The sequence below is a fragment of the Bradyrhizobium nanningense genome (assembly GCF_004114535.1).
Taxonomy (GTDB): Bacteria; Pseudomonadota; Alphaproteobacteria; order Rhizobiales; family Xanthobacteraceae; genus Bradyrhizobium; species Bradyrhizobium nanningense.
Genome location: NZ_LBJC01000082.1, coordinates 1 through 18,695, shown reverse-complemented (window position 1 = coordinate 18,695; position 18,695 = coordinate 1). Strand labels below are relative to the sequence as shown.

The 18,695-nt window shown below is 63.7% G+C and carries 18 protein-coding genes; 14 read left to right on the top strand and 4 right to left on the bottom strand.

Annotated elements, in window-relative coordinates; all coding sequences use genetic code 11:
• Nucleotides 1-104: 104 nt before the first annotated feature.
• The gene (locus XH84_RS38220) at nt 105-1,649 is read right to left on the bottom strand and encodes an acyl-CoA synthetase (protein ID WP_128920460.1); all 1,545 of its coding nucleotides are present in this window, start codon (nt 1,647-1,649) and stop codon (nt 105-107) included.
• A 209-nt stretch (nt 1,650-1,858) separates the two neighbouring features.
• Entirely contained in the window at nt 1,859-3,031 is a 1,173-nt protein-coding gene (locus tag XH84_RS38215) for an acetyl-CoA C-acetyltransferase (RefSeq protein ID WP_128920461.1), read from the bottom strand.
• 210 nt (nt 3,032-3,241) lie between these two features.
• On the opposite strand from XH84_RS38215, the gene XH84_RS38210 reads away from it, so the two are divergent.
• From XH84_RS38210 to XH84_RS38175, 8 genes are all read left to right on the top strand, one after another.
• Complete coding sequence (locus XH84_RS38210) at nt 3,242-3,844, top strand: TetR family transcriptional regulator (protein WP_128920487.1); 603 nt, start codon at nt 3,242-3,244, stop codon at nt 3,842-3,844.
• A gap of 55 nt (nt 3,845-3,899) precedes the next feature.
• A complete protein-coding gene (locus XH84_RS38205) occupies nt 3,900-4,658 on the top strand; it encodes an SDR family NAD(P)-dependent oxidoreductase (RefSeq protein WP_128920462.1) in 759 nt (252 codons plus the stop codon).
• Between the two features lie 152 nt (nt 4,659-4,810).
• Nucleotides 4,811-5,617, top strand: a complete 807-nt coding sequence (locus XH84_RS38200) for an enoyl-CoA hydratase/isomerase family protein (protein ID WP_128920463.1) — start codon at nt 4,811-4,813, stop codon at nt 5,615-5,617.
• Nucleotides 5,618-5,660: 43 nt separating this feature from the next.
• The gene (locus XH84_RS38195; RefSeq protein WP_128920464.1) at nt 5,661-7,532 is read left to right on the top strand and encodes an AMP-binding protein; all 1,872 of its coding nucleotides are present in this window, start codon (nt 5,661-5,663) and stop codon (nt 7,530-7,532) included.
• A gap of 162 nt (nt 7,533-7,694) precedes the next feature.
• Nucleotides 7,695-8,822 (top strand): acyl-CoA dehydrogenase family protein, encoded by a 1,128-nt coding sequence (locus XH84_RS38190; RefSeq protein ID WP_128920465.1) that lies wholly within the window; start codon nt 7,695-7,697, stop codon nt 8,820-8,822.
• Between the two features lie 143 nt (nt 8,823-8,965).
• Entirely contained in the window at nt 8,966-10,210 is a 1,245-nt protein-coding gene (locus tag XH84_RS38185; RefSeq protein ID WP_128920466.1) for an acyl-CoA dehydrogenase, read from the top strand.
• 108 nt (nt 10,211-10,318) lie between these two features.
• Nucleotides 10,319-11,563 (top strand): acyl-CoA dehydrogenase, encoded by a 1,245-nt coding sequence (locus tag XH84_RS38180; protein ID WP_128920467.1) that lies wholly within the window; start codon nt 10,319-10,321, stop codon nt 11,561-11,563.
• Nucleotides 11,564-11,705: 142 nt separating this feature from the next.
• Entirely contained in the window at nt 11,706-12,404 is a 699-nt protein-coding gene (locus XH84_RS38175; RefSeq protein WP_128920468.1) for a nitroreductase, read from the top strand.
• Between the two features lie 91 nt (nt 12,405-12,495).
• Here the strand turns inward: XH84_RS38175 and XH84_RS38170 are convergent, their stop codons facing one another.
• Together XH84_RS38170 and XH84_RS38165 are read right to left on the bottom strand one after the other, a co-directional pair.
• The gene (locus XH84_RS38170) at nt 12,496-13,044 is read right to left on the bottom strand and encodes a sigma-70 family RNA polymerase sigma factor (RefSeq protein ID WP_018316216.1); all 549 of its coding nucleotides are present in this window, start codon (nt 13,042-13,044) and stop codon (nt 12,496-12,498) included.
• Complete coding sequence (locus XH84_RS38165; protein WP_164936388.1) at nt 13,044-13,277, bottom strand: NepR family anti-sigma factor; 234 nt, start codon at nt 13,275-13,277, stop codon at nt 13,044-13,046. Before XH84_RS38165 ends, XH84_RS38170 begins: the two co-directional genes overlap by 1 nt.
• A gap of 208 nt (nt 13,278-13,485) precedes the next feature.
• On the opposite strand from XH84_RS38165, the gene XH84_RS38160 reads away from it, so the two are divergent.
• From XH84_RS38160 to XH84_RS38135, 6 genes are all read left to right on the top strand, one after another.
• Nucleotides 13,486-14,292 carry a response regulator gene (locus XH84_RS38160; protein ID WP_164936389.1) on the top strand — a complete coding sequence of 269 codons (807 nt, stop codon included), beginning with the start codon at nt 13,486-13,488 and terminating at the stop codon, nt 14,290-14,292.
• Between the two features lie 149 nt (nt 14,293-14,441).
• The gene (locus XH84_RS38155; RefSeq protein WP_128920471.1) at nt 14,442-15,056 is read left to right on the top strand and encodes a nuclear transport factor 2 family protein; all 615 of its coding nucleotides are present in this window, start codon (nt 14,442-14,444) and stop codon (nt 15,054-15,056) included.
• A gap of 302 nt (nt 15,057-15,358) precedes the next feature.
• A complete protein-coding gene (locus tag XH84_RS38150; protein WP_128920472.1) occupies nt 15,359-15,781 on the top strand; it encodes a hypothetical protein in 423 nt (140 codons plus the stop codon).
• 123 nt (nt 15,782-15,904) lie between these two features.
• Nucleotides 15,905-17,782 (top strand): molecular chaperone HtpG, encoded by a 1,878-nt coding sequence (gene htpG / locus XH84_RS38145; RefSeq protein ID WP_128920473.1) that lies wholly within the window; start codon nt 15,905-15,907, stop codon nt 17,780-17,782.
• Nucleotides 17,783-17,910: 128 nt separating this feature from the next.
• A complete protein-coding gene (locus tag XH84_RS38140) occupies nt 17,911-18,189 on the top strand; it encodes a DUF3551 domain-containing protein (protein ID WP_128920474.1) in 279 nt (92 codons plus the stop codon).
• A gap of 33 nt (nt 18,190-18,222) precedes the next feature.
• Nucleotides 18,223-18,492 (top strand): DUF3551 domain-containing protein, encoded by a 270-nt coding sequence (locus XH84_RS38135; protein WP_128920475.1) that lies wholly within the window; start codon nt 18,223-18,225, stop codon nt 18,490-18,492.
• Nucleotides 18,493-18,695: the final 203 nt, after the last annotated feature.

Below are 18,695 nucleotides of genomic sequence, written 5' to 3'. Positions count from 1 at the left end.
AGATGCGCGAAGCGCATCTGCTCGGCGTAACCCACCACGTCTGCCGCCGCGAAAGCAGAAGAGGCGGGTTACGCCTACGGCTAGCCCACCCTACGAATCCTCCCCTAAATCTTCGCCGTCGTCTTCGGCCAATATTTGTCGCGCAGATGCCGCTTCACCAGCTTGCCGGTGGGCGTGCGTGGCAGCTCGGGCTCGAAATCGATCGAGCGCGGGCACTTGATGGCGGAGAGGCGGCCCCTGCAATAGGCGATCAGGTCCGCCTCTAGCGCTTTGCCGGCGCGGCTCATGTCGTGGGGCTGCACCACCGCCTTCACCTCTTCGCCCATCTCCTCGTTGGGCACGCCGAACACCGCGACGTCGGCGACGTCGGGGTGGGTGATCAGCACGTCCTCGGTCTCCTGCGGGTAGATGTTCACGCCGCCGGAGATGATCATGTAGGACTTGCGGTCGGTGAGATAGAGGAAACCATCCTTGTCGAGATAGCCGACGTCGCCCAGCGTCGACCAGCCCTTGGCATTGTAGGCCTTCTTCGTCTTCTCGGGGTCGTTGTGATAGGTGAACGCGGGCGCATCCGCGAAATAGACCGTGCCGATTTCGCCCACCGGCAGCTCCTCGTCGTTCTCGTCCAAGATCTTGACCTTGCCGACCACGGCGCGGCCGACGCTGCCGCGATGCGCCAGCCATTGCTGCGAGGTGCAGACGGTGACGCCGTTGCCTTCCGAGCCCGCGTAATACTCGATCAGGATCGGCCCCCACCATTCGATCATTCTTGCCTTGACGTCGACCGGACACGGAGCAGCGGCGTGAATGGCGCCTTTGAGCGTGGAAACGTCGTATTTCCCGCGCACGTCGTCTGGCAGCTTCAGCATGCGCACGAACATGGTCGGCACGAGCTGCGACTGCGTGACCTTGTATGTCTCGACCAGCTTCAGGAAATCTTCGGCGTCGAAATGTTCCATGATGATGGAGGTGCCGCCGAGCACGATCGCCATCATGTTGAAGCGCAAGGGAGCAGCGTGATAGAGCGGCGCGGGTGACAGATAGGTGCTCTCGGCGTTCATGCCGCACATGTCGGCGCAGAGCACGCGCAGAAGCGGATTCGGCTCGTCGATTGCCTTGCCCTCGAACGCCTTCTTGACGCCCTTGGGCCGGCCGGTAGTACCGGAAGAATACAGCATGTCGTAACCGGCAATCTCATCGGCAATCGGTGTCGTCGGTTGCGCGGCGGCTTCCTTGTCGTAGGAGCGGAAGCCAGGCAGCGGCTCGTCCATCATGTAGAAGATCGGCTCGCCGGCGGCGCCCTTGATCAGGCCCTTGATCTGGTCGGCACATTTCGGCGTGGTGATCACGACCTTGGCGCCGCAATCGGCGATGATGTAGTCGATCTCGTCCTGCTTCAAATAGCGGCTGATCGCGGTGTAATAGAGCCCGCTGCGCTGCGCGGCCCAGCACAGCTCCATGAAGGCGAGCCGGTTCTCCATCAAGAGCGCGATGTGGTCGCCGGCCTTCAGCCCGAGCAAGCGGAACAGGTGCGCGCCCTGGTTCGAGAGCTCGTCGAGCTCGCGATAGGTGATCGCCTTGCCGCTGCCGGCCATCTGGTAGGCGATCTTGTCGGGCTTGGTGCGGGCGTGGATGGAGGGGTGGGTCATGGCGCAGGTCTCGCAACAAAAAAGGTGTCATCCCGGCCTAGTTGCGCAATTGCGCACGGGAGCCGGGATCCATAACCACAGGGCGTGGTCGTTGAGACGAGATGGAGCTCCGGCGCAGCATAACCACAGTCTCCCGTGGCTATGGGTCCCGGATCGGCGCGCGCTTGAGGCGCGCTTGTCCGGGACGACACCGTTTCTATGGTCGGAGCTTACAGCCGCTCCACGATCGTCACGTTGGCCATGCCGCCGCCTTCGCACATGGTCTGCAGGCCATAGCGCTTGCCGCGCTGATGCAGGGCGTGGACGAGCGTCGTCATCAGCTTGGTGCCGGAGCCGCCGAGGGGGTGGCCGAGCGCGATGGCGCCGCCGTTGACATTCAGGCGCTCGGGATCGGCGCCGGTGGTCTTCAGCCATGCGGTCGGCACCGAAGCGAAGGCCTCGTTGACTTCGAACAGGTCGATATCGCCGATCTTCATGCCGGTCTTCTCCAGCGCGCGCTTGGTCGCGTGCAGCGGCGCGTCCAGCATGATGACGGGATCGCCGCCCATCATGGTCATGTGATGGATGCGCGCCAGCGGCCTGACGCCGAGCTGCTTCAGGCCGCGTTCGTTCACCACCATGACGCCGGAAGCGCCGTCGCAGATCTGGCTGGCGCTGGCCGCCGAAAGCTTGCCGTTCTCGGCGATCAGCTTGACACCCTTGATGCCGTCGAGCGTGACGTCGAAGCGGATGCCTTCGTCGATGTGGTGGGTGTCCTTGGAGCCGTCGGCGCGGGTGATCTCGAGCGGCACGATCTCCTTCTTGAAGTGACCGGCTTGCGTCGCCGCGATCGCGCGCTGATGGCTGTCGTAGGAGAATTGGTCGAGCTCATCCTTGGAGAGGCCGTACTTCTCCGCCATCATCTCCGCGCCGGTGAACTGGCTGAACACGATGTTCGGATACTTCTTCTCGATGCCCGGGCTCTTGTAATTGCCAAAGCCGTTCTTGGCCGGAAGCTGCGACGACAGGCCCATTGGCACGCGCGTCATCGATTCCACACCGGCGGCGATCACGACGTCCATCGCGCCGGACATCACGGCTTGCGCGGCGAAGTGCAGCGCCTGCTGCGAGGAGCCGCACTGGCGGTCGATCGAGGTGCCCGGCACGCTCTCCGGCAGCTTCGACGCCATGATCGCATTGCGCGCGACGTTGTTGGACTGCTCGCCGACCTGCATCACGCAGCCCATGATCACGTCCTCGACCTGGGCGGGATCGACCTTGGTGCGATCGACCAGCTCGTCGAGCACCTTGGCGGCGAGATCGGCCGGATGCCAGCCGGCGAGGCGGCCCCCCTTGCGCCCGCCGGCGGTACGCGCAGCGGCGACGATGTAAGCCTCGGCCATGTCGGTTTCTCCCTGAATTCTTGATTGGGGTTGGGTGTCGGGGACGGATTTAAGGGACGGGAGATCGTTTAGTCAATCGATCAATTAACTCTTGTGATGAGGCGCTGCTTGGGCTTATCTGCGCCCGCTTCGAGCGGCGAACAGGGATCTTCCGTGGCTACCAGCGTACCGAACAGGCTCCCCAGCGGGAAGAATTCCACGGCGGAGAAATTGCTCGTGGCCGCGAGCGAGCTGATGATCGAGCGCTCCTCGATCGAGATCTCACTCTCCGACATCGCGCAGAAGTCGGGCGCCAACGCCGCGCTGGTCAAATATCACTTCGGCAACAAGGACGGCCTGCTGCTGGCGCTGCTCGCGCGCGATGCCGCGACCGAGATGTCCAACCTCGAATACCTCCTGGCCCAGCCGATCACGTCGACAGCGAAACTGAAGCTGCATATCGCCGGCATCATCCGCGCCTATCACCGGTTCCCCTATATGAACCGGCTGATTCATTATCTCCTGCACGAAACCAGCGCGAGCTCGGCCGATGAAGTTTCGAAGTTCTTCGTCGCGCCGCTGTTGGATTTCCATCGCCGCCTGCTCGCGGAGGGCGTCAGCCGCGGCGAATTCCGCCCGACCGATCCGGTGCTGTTCTACACCAGCCTGATCGGCGCTTGCGATCACCTGTTCTTCGGCCGGCACGCGATGTCTCGCGCGACCGGCGTCGGCCCGGTCACCGACGACGTCTGCCGGCAATACATCAAGCACATGGAAACGCTGATTTGCGGCGGCATCCTCACGCAAGCCGGGGAAGCCGCCGCTGCCGGATAGTCCGGCTGCACCTCTCAAAGTCTAGAGAAGAAACGTCCAAGGAAAGGTACATGCGATGCAGTTGAAAGACGTAGCCGTTCTCATCACCGGCGGCGGTTCGGGCCTCGGTGAGGCGACCGCCCGCGCCATGGCGGCCAAAGGCGCCAAGATCGGTGTGATCGACCAGAACAAGGAAAATGCCGAGAAGGTCGCCGCCGAAGTGAAGGGCATTGCGCTGCATGCCGACGTCACCAGCGAAGAGCAGATCAAGGCGGCAATCGCGAAAGCCGAAGCCGCCCATGGCGTCGCCCGCGTGCTGATGAATTGTGCCGGCATCGGCGGCTCGCAGCGCATCGTCGGTCGCGACGGCGTCTATCCGCTGGAAAAGTTCGCACGCATCATCAACGTCAATCTGATCGGCACCTTCAACTGCCTGCGTCTGTTCGCCGAGCGCCTCGTCACGATCGAGCCGGTCGGCGAAGAGCGCGGCGTCATCATCAACACGGCATCGGTTGCGGCCTACGAAGGCCAGATCGGCCAGATCGCCTATTCGGCGTCGAAGGGCGGCGTCGTCGGCCTGACTCTGCCGGCCGCGCGCGATCTCGCCAGCCAGAAGATCCGCGTCAACACCATCGCGCCCGGCCTGTTCTTCACGCCGCTGCTGATGGGCCTGAACGAGGAGGCCCGTAAGAGCCTGGGCGCCCAGGTGCCGCATCCCTCGCGTCTCGGCGATGCCGCCGAATACGGCATGCTCGCGGTGCACATCGTCGAGAATCCGATGCTCAACGGCGAGACCATCCGTCTCGACGGCGCCATCCGCATGGCGCCGCGGTAGGCCGTACTTTCTTCCTTCTCCCCTGTGGGAGAAGGTGGCGCGCGTAGCGCGCCGGATGAGGGGTTTTCTCCGCGCAACGATGTACATGCCCTCTCCCACAAGGGGAGAGGGCGCAATAACAGCCATCTCACGCGCGGACGCACGAGGCACCCATGTCCCAACCGCTGCTGATCGAGCATGACGAGGGCGTCGACCGGGTGACGCTCAATCGTCCCGAACACCTCAACGCGCTCGATCCCGCGCTGATCGACGCGCTCAACGTCTATTTCCAAAGCCTGCAGCGCAATCGCGACACGCGCGTCGTGGTGCTGAAGGGCGCAGGCAAGAATTTCTGTGCCGGCCTCGATCTCAAGGCGGCGATGGCGCGCCGTGCCGGGCAACAGGAGCCGCCCGGCGTCACGGAATCGCTGGATTCGCAACGGCGCATCGCCGACATCGTGATGCTGATGCGGCGTTGTCCGCAGCCGATCCTTGCTCTGGTGCGGGGTGCGGCCGCCGGCGGCGGTTTTGCGCTGGCGTTCGCCTCCGACATCCGCATCGCGACGAAATCGGCGCGGATGAATTGCGCCTTCATCAAGCTCGGCCTGAGCGGCTGCGACATCGGCACCAGCTATTTCCTGCCGCGGCTGGTCGGAGTGTCCGTCGCATCGGAGCTGATCCTCACCGGACGTTTCATCGGCGCCGAACGTGCGCTGGCGGTCGGCCTCGTCTCGGAGGTCGTGGACGAGGACAAACTCGACGAAGCGGCCGAGCCCTATGTCGACGCGATGATGACGGCCTCGCCCGTGGGCCTACGTCTCTCCAAGGAATGCCTCAACATGAGCGTCGATGCCGGATCGCTGGAAGCCGTGATCGCGATGGAGGATCGCAATCAGGTCCTGTGCAGCCGCTCCGAGGAATTTTCGGAAGGCATCAGGGCCTTCCTAGAGAAGCGAAAGCCTGTCTATATCAAGCGCTGAAGACAAAGATCCGCCAAGGACGAGAAATTCCGGGAGACGCAAAATGAGTGGAAGCGCGGCGGCAGTGATGACGAAGCCCGCCTTTCGCAAGATCGAATGGCTTGCGCGCGACATCGACGTCGAGCGCCGCGCCGACGGCACGGTGGTGCTGAAGTCGCGCATTCCGCTGCAAGCTTACGAGAAGCACATTCCGGCGTCGCTAGCCAAATGGGCGAAGGAAGCGCCCGAGCGCATCTGGCTGGCGCAGCGCGGCGGTCCGAATCGCGAATGGCGCAAGGTCTCCTATGCCGAAGCCAAGCGTACCGTGGATGCGCTGACGCAAGGTCTGCTCAATCTTGGGCTCGATGGTCGTCCCGTTGCGATCCTGTCCGGCAACTCGATCGAGCACGCGTTGATGACGCAGGCGGCGATGCAGGCGCGCGTCCCGGCAGCGCCAGTGTCGCCGGCCTACTCCCTGATGAGCCACGATCACGTCAAGCTGAAGTACCTGTTCGACCTGATCAAGCCGGCCGTATTGATGGTGCAGGACGGCCCGACCTTCGAGAAGGCGCTGAAGGCGCTCGATCTCGCCGGCGTCACCGTGGTTCATGTCGCGCGGCCCTGCGACGACATCACAAGCATCAGCTTTGCCGAGCTTGCGGCGACGCCGGTCACTACCGATGTCGAAGCGTCGATCGCGAAGATCACGCCGCAGACCATCGGCAAGCTGCTGTTCACCTCAGGCTCGACCGGCATGCCAAAAGCCGTCATCAACACGCAGGAGATGATGTGCGCCAATGCTGCGATGATGATGCAGGTCAGGCCACGCTCGCCTGACGGTCCGATCGCGACCATGCTGGACTGGATGCCGTGGAATCATACCATGGGCGGCAATGCGGCGTTTCATCCGATCCTGGTCGATGGCGGAACGCTCTATATCGACGACGGCCGGCCGATGCCCGGTCAGTTCGAGGAGACGCTGCGGAACCTGCGCGAGATCTCGCCGACCTATTATGCCAACGTCCCGGCCGGCTATGCTGCGCTCGCAGCCGCCATGGAGAAGGACGACGCGCTCTGCCGCTCGTTCTTCAAGAACCTCTCGATCATGGCCTATGGCGGCGCGCGGCTGCCGGACGATCTCTACGACCGCATGCAGGCCCTCGCCGTGAAGACCACCGGCGAGCGCATCGTATTCTACACCGGATGGGGCTCGACCGAGACCGCGCCGACCTCGACCGGCACCTATTGGGACACCGAGCGCGTCGGCCTGATCGGTCTGCCGTTCCCCGGCGTCGAGTTGAAGATGGTGCCCTGCGGCTCGAAATATGAATTGCGCCTGCGCGGCGTCAACGTCACGCCCGGCTATTTCGGCCAGCCGGAGCTGACGAAGAAGATGTTCGACGAGGAAGGCTTTTACTGCATCGGCGATGCCGGCATTTTCGTCGACGATTCCGATCCGGTGAAGGGCATCATCTTTGCCGGGCGGGTCGTCGAGGATTTCAAGCTGACCACCGGCACCTTCGTGCATGTCGGCTCGCTCCGCACCGATGCGATCGCGGCGACCACGCCTGTCGTGCACGACGCGCTGGTCGCGGGTCAGGACCGCGCCTTCATCGGCTTGCTGGCCTGGCCGAACTTGCATGCCTGCCGCCAACTCATCGGCAATCCCGATCTCAGTTTTGCCGATGCCGTGAAGCACCCCGAGGTGATCGCCTGCTTCAGGCGCGGGCTGGAAGCGCATAACAAGGAATGCGAAGGCGCCAGCAGCCGCATCATCGCGCGCGCGATGCTGATGGTGGAGCCTCCTTCGATCGACGGCAGCGAGCTCACCGACAAGGGCTACATCAACCAGCGCGCCGGCCTCGAGCGCCGCGCCGCGCTGGTCGAGCGGCTTTATGCGGACAAGCCGGATCAGGATGTGATCGTGCTGCGATGAAGCACTGCTCTCTACCATCGTCATTCCGGGGCGCGCGGAGCGCGAACACGGAATCCATCGGGCCGCATACGCCTGGAGAGATGGATTCCGGGCTCGCCGCTACGCGGCGCCCCGGAATGACGGTCTCAATCAAATACGACGAATAAATAGAGGTAGCCCGCCATGAACTTCGATTTCTCCGACGACCAGAAACAGCTCCGCGACCAGGCGCGCAAATTCCTCGCCGAAAAATGCTCGCCCAAGGCGGTGCGTGTGGTGCTCGACGGCATGGCGCCTTACGACAAGGAGCTCTGGAAGGGCCTCGCCGAGATGGGCTTTCTCGGCGTCGCGATTCCAGAGGAGTTCGGCGGCGCCGGTGCCGGCCATCTCGAACTCTGCGTGATCGCCGAAGAGATGGGCCGGGCCAACGCGCCGGTGCCGTTCTCCTCGACGGTTTATCTTGCCGCCGAAGCGCTGCTGATCGCCGGCAGCGACGCGCAGAAGAAGAAATGGCTGCCGACGATCGCCTCGGGCGAGGCGATCGGCACGCTGGCGCTGTTCGAGGGCAAGGGCAATCCGTCGCCGAAGAACGTCAAGCTCACGGCTGCGAACGGTGTGCTCAACGGCGTCAAGAAGCCGGTCGCCGACGGCGCCATCGCCGACTTCGCGGTGGTGGCCGCGCGCACGGGATCGAGCGGGCGCGACAGCGACATCTCGCTGTTCCTGGTCGATCTCAAGGGCGGCGGTGCCGAGGTGAAGAGCCTCACCAATCTCGATCCCACCCGCGGGCAAGCCGAGATCACCTTCAAAGACTGCAGGGCCGAGCCGCTCGGTGCTGCGGGCGAGGGCTGGAGCATTTTGACCCAGGTGCTCGACCGCGCCGCGGTGCTGTGCGCGTTCGAGCAGGTCGGTGGCGCCGATCGTGCGCTGGAGATGGGCCGCGACTACGCGCTCGACCGCATCGCCTTCGGCCGCCAGATCGGCTCGTTCCAGGCCGTCAAGCACATGCTGGCCGACATGTACGTCTCGGCGACGCTGGCGCGCTCCAATAGCTATTACGGCGCCTGGGCGCTCTCGACCAACGCGGCCGAGCTGCCGGAAGCCGCCGCTGCCGCCCGCATCAGCGCGACGCAGGCGTTCCAGCACTGCGCCAAGAACAACATCCAGGTTCACGGCGGCATGGGTTTCACCTGGGAGTTCGATTGCCACATGTACTACCGCCGCGCCAACGCGATGGCTCTCGGGCTCGGCAGCCTCAGCTATTGGGAAGACCAGCTGATCGAGCGGATGCGGAAGAAGAACGCGGCGTGACGATAGGTGCGTAGGGTGGGTTAGCCGAGCGGATTGCGCGAAGCGCAAGTCGCTTGGCGTAACCCACCTCTTCTGTCGATGAGGAAACCAAAGAGGTGGATTACGCCTTCGGCTAATCCACCCTACGGACAACAGAGAAAACCATGAACTTCGACGACACCCCGCAGGAAGCCGAATTCCGCACCACCGCGCGGGCCTGGATCGCCGCGAATGCGCCGAAGCAATACGAGGAGGAGCTGCGCAAATCCTCGCTCGGCCGCACCGTGCTCAAGAACGCCAATATTCTCGATGTCGCAAAAGCCTGGCAGAAGAAGAAAGCCGATGCCGGCTGGGCCTGTCTGCACTGGCCGAAGGAATATGGCGGCCGCGGCTCCTCGCCGATTGAGCGCGTGATCTGGCAGCAGGAGGAAGGGCCGTTCGGCCAGCTGTCGCGCATGTTCATCATCGGTCACGGCATGTGCGGACCGACCATGATGGCGTTCGCGCGTGAGGAGCACAAGCGCACCTATCTGCCGCCGCTGGCGTCCGGCGAAAAGGTCTGGTGCCAGCTGTTCTCCGAACCGGCCGGCGGCTCCGACGTCGCAGGGCTTCGCACGCGCGCCGAGAAGGACGGCGACGACTGGGTGATCAACGGTCAGAAGATCTGGACCTCGGGCGCGCATTATTCCGACTACGGCATTTTGCTCACCCGCACCGATCCGACCGTACCCAAGCACAAGGGCCTCACCATGTTCTTCCTGGACATGAAGAGCCCGGGCGTCGAGGTCCGGCCGATCAAGCAGGCGAGCGGGGCGTCGGACTTCAACGAGGTCTATTTCACCAATGTCCGCATTCCCGATCACCAGCGCCTCGGCGAGGTCGGCGACGGCTGGAACGTCTCGCTAACCACGCTGATGAACGAGCGCAGCGCGATCGGGGCGGCCGTGTCGACCGGCTTCCCTGAATTGTTCGAGTATTGCTCCAGCCTGATGCTCGACGACGGTCCGGCGATCGAGGATCGCGCGGTGCGCTCGAAGCTGGCGAACTGGGCGGTGAAGGCGAGCGGGCTGAAATACACCAGCATGCGCGCGATCTCCGCGTTGTCGAAGGGCGAGCGGCCGGGGCCGGAAAACTCCATCGGCAAGCTGGTGGCGGGTTCGATGATCCAGGACGTCGCGACCTATGCGCTGGATTTGCAGGGAGCGGCAGGCGTCGTCAGCGGCGAGAACGCCGAACTCGCCGGCCGTTTCCAGGCGATGCTGTTGCGCGCGCCGGGCACGCGCGTCGAAGGCGGCACCGACGAGATCATGCGCAACATCATCGCCGAGCGGGTGCTGGGCCTGCCCGGCGATATCCGTGTCGACAAGGACGTGCCGTTCAACAAGATCCCGACGAAGGGAAGGAATTAGCCGTCATTCCGGGGCGCCGCGCAGCGGCGAACCCGGAATCCAGAGGTTGTGGTTCGAGATTCCGGGTTCGCGCGTTGCGCGCCCCGGAATGACAGAAAGGAAGCCGCCATGAATTTCGACGACACCCCGCAGGAAGCCGCATTCCGCGAGACCGCGCGCAAATGGATCGACGCCAATGCGCCGAAGGAGCTGCATGCCGAGCTGTCAAAATCTTCGCTCGGCCGCATTCGCCTCGCCAGCCGCGACATCGTCGAGGTCGGCAAGGCCTGGCAGAAGAAGAAGGCCGATGCCGGCTGGGCGTGCCTACACTGGCCGACGGAATATGGCGGCCGCGGCGCGACGCCGATCGAGAAGGTGATCTGGCAGCAGGAAGAGGGCGTCTACGGCAAGCTGACGCAGCCGTTCCAGATCGGTGAGGGCATGTGCGGGCCGACCGTGATGGCGTTCGGTAGCGAGGATGCGAAGCGCCGGTACTTGCCGAAGCTCGCCTCGGGCGAGGAGATCTGGTGTCAACTGTTCTCCGAACCGTCCGCCGGCTCGGACGTCGCGGGGCTCCGCACCCGTGCCGAGAAGAAGGGCGACAATTGGGTCGTCAACGGCCAGAAGATCTGGACCTCGGGCGCGCATTATTCCGACTATGGTCTTTTGATCGCGCGCACCGATCCGAACGTGCCCAAGCACAAGGGCCTCACCATGTTCTTCCTGGACATGAAGAGTCCCGGCGTCGAGGTTCGCCCGATCAAGCAGGCAAACGGCATGCAGGAGTTCAACGAGGTCTATTTCACCGACGTCGTAATTCCCGACAGCCAGCGGCTGGGGGCCGTCGGCGAGGGCTGGAGCGTCTCGCTGACCACGCTGATGAACGAGCGGATGTCGATCGGGGCGCGGCTTGCGACCGGCGTGCCTGAGATGTTCGAGTTCTGCTCCAACCTCATGCTGGAGGACGGCTTGGCCATCGACGATCCCGCCGTGCGCTCGAAGCTGGCGAGCTGGGCGGCGAAGTCGAACGCGCTGAAATACACCAGCTACCGCACGATCTCGGCGCTGTCGAAAGGCGAGCGGCCGGGCCCGGAGAACTCGATCGGCAAGCTGGTCTCGGGCATGATGCTGCAGGACATCGCGACCTACGCCATGGATCTGCAGGGTGGGGCCGGTGTTCTCACCGGCAGCGACGAGGAGACCGTGCAGGGCCAGTTCCAGCAGATGCTGCTGTCCTCGCCCTCGATGCGCATCGCCGGCGGCACCGACGAGATCCTGCGCAACATCATCGCCGAGCGCGTGCTGGGCCTGCCCGGCGACATCCGCGTCGACAAGGACGTGCCGTACAACAAGATCCCGACCAAGGGGCGGTGAGGGCAGCGTAGGGTGGGTTGGCGCACGGATGCGCGAGGCGCGATCCGCTGGGCGTAACCCACCACTTCTGTCAATGCGGAAACAAAACAGGTGGGTTACGCCTTCGGCTGACCCACCCTACGAGAAGAGCGCGAGCTGATCCATGGACGCAAAAGCCAAACAAACCGATCGCATCGGCGTGTTCGAAGAGCTGCTCAACGAGCGCTACTCCGTTCGCGCTTTCCTGCCCAAGGAGGTCGACCGCGCCACCATCCAGCATGTGCTGACGACCGCGCAGCGCACCGCGTCCTGGTGCAACAGCCAGCCCTGGCAGGTGATCATCGCGAGCGGGGAGGCCAAGGAGCGCTTTCGCAAGGCGATCTACGCGGAGGCTTCAAAGGGTCTCGGCGACGATTACGACTTTACGCCGCCGCGTGAATATGTCGGCGTCTATCTCGACCGCCGCCGCGAGAGCGGCTTTCAACTCTACAACACGCTCGGCATCGCCCGCGGCGACAGAAACGCCTACGCCAAGCAGGCGCTGGAGAACTACAACTTCTTCGGCGCACCGCATGTCGCGATCATTCACACCAACGAGCCGCTCGGCATTTACGGTGCGATCGATTGCGGCGCTTATGTCAGCAATTTCATGCTGGCCGCGCAGGCACTCGGGCTCGGCACCATTCCGCAAGCGGCGCTGGCGCGCCAGTCCGGCCTGATCCGCGGCCACTTCAATCTGCCCGACGATCGCCGCGTCGTCTGCGGCATTTCGTTCGGCTATGCCGACCACGCCCACAAGGTCAACAGCTACCGCACCTCGCGTGCGAGCGTGGCCGAGACCGTCACCTTCGTGGACGAGTAATCGGTGCTGGCGGCGCGGTTCTCGCACGCATGCAAAGACGGCCGCAGGAGCGGCCGCCTTCTCGTTGTCTCGATCTTGACGACGCCGGCCGTCAGCCGCCGCTGCCGCCGATCACGGCTCGCACGGTCTCGTCCGGCCCGAAGTCCTCGGCGCCGTCGACGTAGAGCAGCGCGGCGAGCTTCGAGCGCGCGCGGTTGACGCGGCTCTTGATCGTGCCGACTGCGCAGCCGCAGATCGAAGCCGCATCCTCGTAGGAGAAGCCGGAGGCGCCGACCAGGATCAACGCTTCACGCTGGTCCTGTGGAAGCTTGTCGAGCGCCGTACGGAATTCCTCGAACTCGAGATGCGCGTTCTGCGACGGCTGTGTCTTCAGCGTCTTGGCGTAGTTGCCCTCGGCATCCTCCACCTCGCGCCGCCGCTTGCGATAGTCCGAGCGGAACAGGTTGCGCAGGATCGTGAACAGCCACGCCGGCAGGTTGGAGCCGGGCTGGAACGAGTCGATGTTCGCAAGCGCGCGGAGCAGCGTCTCCTGCACCAGATCATCGGCGCGGTCAGCATTGCCGCTGAGCGAGATGGCGAACGCGCGCAGACTAGGTACGGCCGCCAGGATGTCGTTACGCAGGGAGTCCGTGAGAGGCATTAATCCCTCCCATTGTTGTTGTCGTTAGATCCCCCGTCATTTTCCACGTGGGGTGTGGCTCCCTGGGCATCAAGCTTCTTGATCAGTTCAGCGAACCGATCCGGAACCCCCTGCCGCACTACGTCATCATACATTGCGCGCAGCTGATGCCCGATCCGGGATTGAATCTCCGGAGTGAGCCCTCCCTTGCCGGGGGTCGTGCTTCTGGTTGCTTGAGACTTGAGATCTTTCATGACCTGTTCCACGTTTCCCCGAGTTAAGTTACTGTAAAATCGAGAAGTTTTCTCAACCGGGAGCCGTTCCCTGAATAGGCTCAATTCCAGGTTCGAGAAAAAGTTCCCCCTATAGCGGAACTTTTCTTAGGCTGATGCGTAAACAGCCCAGCAGGGGAACCGGGCCCCCCGCGTTGCCAGGTTTGGCCCGAAGATGAATGGAGTGGGGATGTCCCGTTCACAGCTTGTTGCTGAACACTTGCCGTTGTTGCGCCGGTACGCGCGCGCCCTGACGGGCAGCCAGGCCTCCGGTGACGCCTATGTCGCAGCCATGTTGGAAGCCATGCTGGGAGATCCGTCGGTACTCGACGAGAGCCATGGACCCCGCGCCGGGTTATTCCGGCTGTTTACCCAGATCTGGAATTCGGTCTCCGTCAACGACGATTCGGAGGTGACGACCCTGCCGATGCCACCGGAGCGGCGGCTGTCGAACATCACGCCGCTGCCGCGGCAGGCCTTCCTGCTGCTCTCGCTGGAGGGATTCTCGGAGGAGGAAGTCGCCTACATCCTCGGCACCGACGTCGCGGAGACGCGGCGGCTGGCGGATGCCGCCGGACGCGAGATGGCGGCCGAGATCGCGACCGACGTGCTGATCATCGAGGACGAGACTTTCATCGCCATGGACCTCGAGAGCCTGGTGAAGAATCTCGGCCACAACGTCGTCGGCGTCGCGCGCACCCATGCCGATGCGGTGGCGCTGGCCAAGAACAAGCGGCCCGGCCTCATTCTCGCCGACATCCAGCTCGCCGACGGCTCCTCGGGCCTGGACGCCGTCAACGAGCTGCTGCGCACTTTCGAGGTGCCGGTGGTGTTCATCACGGCGTATCCGGAGCGCTTCCTCACCGGCGAGCGACCCGAGCCGGCGTTCCTGATCTCAAAACCGTTCCAGCCCGCGATGGTTTCGGCGGTGGCGAGCCAGGCGCTGTTCTTCCAGCGCAACTCGCGCAACCGCACGCCGAAGGCGCCGGCGGCCTGACGAAGCGCCGTTCGCCTACAACTGGCGATGATGATTTGATCCGGCGTGCTGCAAGGCACGCCGGATTTTTCATGCCGCTCTGCCGTGCTTGACGTCCATCGAATTCGTCGCTCAAACCTCATGCATTGATCCCAGCCGGAGATGCACCCATGGACCAAATGTTGCTCGATCGCCTCGCCATCCGCGACCTCGTCGAGAACTGGGCGGTCTGGCGCGATGCCGGTGACTGGGCGCGCTTTGCCACGGTCTGGCACGAGGAGGGCTGGATGTCCGCGACCTGGTTTCAGGGACCGGCGCGGGATTTCATGCGCGTCAGCCAGGAGGGGTTTGCCAAAGGCGTGCGCATCCTGCATTTCCTCGGCGGCACCAGCATCGACGTCTCAGGCGCGCGGGCCATCGCCCAGACCAAGATGACGATCTCGCAGCGCGCCCTGGTGCACGACGTGCTCTGCGACGTCGTCTGCACCGGACGCTTCTACGATTTCCTGGAGAAGCGGCAAGACCAATCAGGAATTGGCAAATGGGGCATCGTCCGCCGCCAGCCGATCTACGAGAAGGACCGGATCGACCCGGTCGATCCCGCGGCGACGCTCCGTCTCGATCAGCAGGCGCTCGCCGCGCTGCCCGAAGGCTATCGCCATCTCGCCTACATGCAGGAGCTGATCGGCTACAAGGTCAAGCGCGACATGCCGGGCCTGATCGGGCCCGAGGTCGAGAAGCTCTATGGCGAGGGGCGGGACTGGCTCGCGGGGAAGGCCAGATAACGCGAACCCGGATAACTCGAACCAAAGTGAGCTGCAGATAAAAGCAAAGTGAGCCCCAGAAAAAAGTAAGGCGCGACTGGCATCACCACAGTCGCGCCCTACGTCGCCGGCTTATGGGGCAGGGGGGAATAGCCGGCTGCAGAGACGACTCCTGTCTGCACGAGTCGTTCCAGCCCTTGCGAAATATTTTGCGCACGCTGCTGCATTTGCCGCACACGGTTAAGTGATCGTAATGGCCAAGAACCCCCGGTCCTCCGCTCGCGTTGTTCCCGCGATCGCCATGGGGCGAGGGACCGATAGTCATGTCACAGATTCATAAGGTATTTTTGGGCGCCGTCGCGATTGCCGCAACGCTCGGCGCGGTGCAATTGGCCTCCGGCCACGATCTGGCCGACCGCTGGCAGGCGGTCGCCGATGCGCCCAGCCACAACTTGAATTCCGCGCCAAGCAATAACGTCAATCGCGCCGGCAAAGCCGACCGCCTCACCGAACTCAAGCCGGCTGCGGTTCCCACCCGCACCGTCTCGATGCGGTTGAACGACCTCGCCGCCACCTCGGTCCTGCTGCGGGTCCCCGCGGTGATCGAGACCGGCAACGCCAAGCCGCCTGTACTGCTCCAGAACCAGAAGAAGGTGCGCAACAGGCCGACGATCGCCTGCGAGCCGATGGTCAGCTCGTTGACCGAGGTCGCAAAGCTGCTTCAGCCCGGTCGTTGTGTGACCTGATCCGCCGAGCGATCGGACAGATCGTCCTCCCGCCGGGAGGACGATTTTTCACGTCCACTTGATCCCCTGTCGCCTCGCGTTATATCCCGGGTTTCTTCCCTTTTGTTTTGACCGGGTAAACGCATGACGACGTCAGACACGGCTGTGCATACGCAGCCTTTCCAGGCCGAGGTTTCCGAGCTTCTGCACCTCATGGTGCATTCCGTCTATTCCGAGACCGACATCTTCCTGCGCGAGCTCGTCTCCAACGCCTCCGACGCCTGCGACAAGCTGCGCTACGAGGCGATCGCCAGCCCGGCGCTGCTCGGCGAGGGCGACGCGCTCAAGATTCGCATCATTCCCAACAAGCAGGCCAAGACGCTCGCGATCGCCGACAACGGCATCGGCATGGAGCGGCAGGAGCTGATCGACCATCTCGGCACCATCGCCCGCTCCGGCACCAAGGCGTTCGTGTCGAAGCTGAAGGAGGCCAAGGACGGCCTCGGCCTGATTGGCCAGTTCGGCGTCGGCTTCTATTCCGCCTTCATGGTCGCCGAGAAGATCGTCGTCATCAGCCGCCGCGCCGGCGAGAGCGACGTCTGGACCTGGACCTCCTCCGGCGGCTCCGGCTTCGAGATCGTCCGTGCCACCGACGAGGAGGCGGCGCGCGTGACCCGCGGCACCGAGATCGTCCTGCACCTGAAGGACGATGCCAAGAAATATCTCGAGGCTTTCGAGATCGAGCGCATCGTCGGTGCCTATTCCGACAACATCCTGTTTCCCATCGAGCTCGTGCCGGAAGAAGGCGAGCCGCGCCAGATCAATTCGGCGAGCGCGCTGTGGCAGCGCTCGAAATCCGAGCTCACGGCGGAAGACTACAAGAAGGCCTATCAGCAGATCGCGTCCGCCTTCGACGATCCCGCGATGACGCTGCATTACCGTGCCGAAGGCCGCTACTCCTACGCCGTGCTGCTGTTCGCGCCCTCGACCAAGCCGTTCGACCTGTTCGAGCCGAACCGCAAGGGCCGGGTGAAGCTTTACGTCCGCCGGGTCTTCATCACCGATGATGCCGATCTATTGCCGGGGTATCTGCGCTTCATCCGCGGCGTCGTCGACAGCGAGGATCTCCCGCTCAACATCTCCCGCGAGATGCTCCAGAACAATCCGCAACTGGCGCAGATCCGCAAGGCGGTGGCGACCCGGGTGGTGTCGGAGCTCGAAAGCCTCGCCGAGAAGGATGCGGAGAATTTTGCCAAGATCTGGGACGCGTTCGGTGCGGTGCTCAAGGAAGGCATCTACGAGGATTTCGAGCGGCGCGAAAAGCTGCTGGCACTGTCGCGCTTCACCACGACGTCGGGCGAGAAGCGTTCGCTGAAGCAGGTCATCGCGGATTTCAAGCCGAACCAGACCGAGATCTATTATCTCGTCGGCGACAGCATCGAGCGGTTGAAGTCCAATCCGCGGCTCGAAGCGGCAACCGCGCGCGGCATCGAGGTGCTGCTGCTGTCCGATCCCGTCGACGCCTTCTGGACCTCGATGCCGTCGGAGTTCGAGGGCAAGCCGCTGAAATCGCTGAGCCAGGGCGACCTCAATCTCGACCTGATCCCGTGCATCGACGACAAGGACGAGTCGAAGAAGGAAGAGCCGGCCGCGGATGAGGCCGCCACCATCGCCGTGATCAAGGCCGCGCTCGGCGAGCGCGTCAGCGACGTCAAGGCTTCGACGCGCCTGACCAACTCGGCCTCTTGCCTCGTCGCCGACAGCCAGGGCCCGAGCCGCGAGCTCGAGCGCATCCTGTCGCAGCAGAACAGGGGCATGCGGACCAAGCCGATCCTCGAGATCAATCTGCGCCATCCGCTGGTGACTGCGATCACCAAGGCGCAAGCCGGCTCGAAAACGGTCGACGATCTCAGCCTGCTCTTACTCGAACAGGCGCAAATCCTGGACGGCGAATTGCCGGAAGACCCGGCTGCGTTTGCCGCGAGGCTGAACCGGCTCGTGTTGCAGGGGCTCGGCGCCTAGCGACTCTGGGAGCTGCACTCACCTTGCCGTCGTCTGTCGCTAGGAACAGTCGCCGCCGGCCTGGTGTTATGCCATAGCAGGCCGTCGGCATCAGACCCGCCGGCGCCGTCGATTCGAGGATTAAGTCCATGCGCCTGTCGATTTTGACCCTCACCGCGATTGCCACGCTGTTCATCGCGGCAGATGCCAGCGCCCAGACCTATGATCCGCGCTATCCGGTGTGCATGCACGTCTATACGCCCGGCAGCTTCGGTGGTGGCGGCGGCGACTATTTCGACTGCTCCTTCACCTCGCTGCCGCAGTGCCGTGCGACCGCGTCGGGCCGCTCGGCAAGCTGCGACCTCAATCCCTATTACGCCTTCGACGAGCCGCCGCCACCGCGCAAGCGTTACAAGAGGGTGCATTAGCGACCCGCGACGCAGCATATTGGAATATAGTTCATGCGCTTCTCGTTCGGCTTGATCATGACCGCCGGCGCACTGTTCACGGCCACGCCGTCGCATGCGCAGACCTTTGATCCGCGTTACCCCGTCTGCATGCATGTTTATTCAGGTGCGAACGGTGGTGGTGGGGAGTGGTACGACTGCTCCTTCACCTCGTTGCCACAGTGCCGCGCCACCGCTCTCGGCCGCTCGGCGATCTGCGATCTCAATCCGTATTATCCGTTCCAAGAGCCGCCGCGGCGCTGGCGTCACGAACGTAGCGGTTAGCGTCGGGCGGGCCGGCGCTCCCGCTTCGCGTGCGGCGCCGCGCGCTAAAGCATGATCCGGAAAAATGCGAAGCGGCTTTCCGGAAAGATCATGCGCAAACAACGACCTAAGTGTGGAGCCTCAAGAGGTTATCCTTGGTCAAACCGAGCCTGCTGATCGGCGTTTGAGAGTCTATACCACCGTGAGGTCGGTGCCAGTTGTAT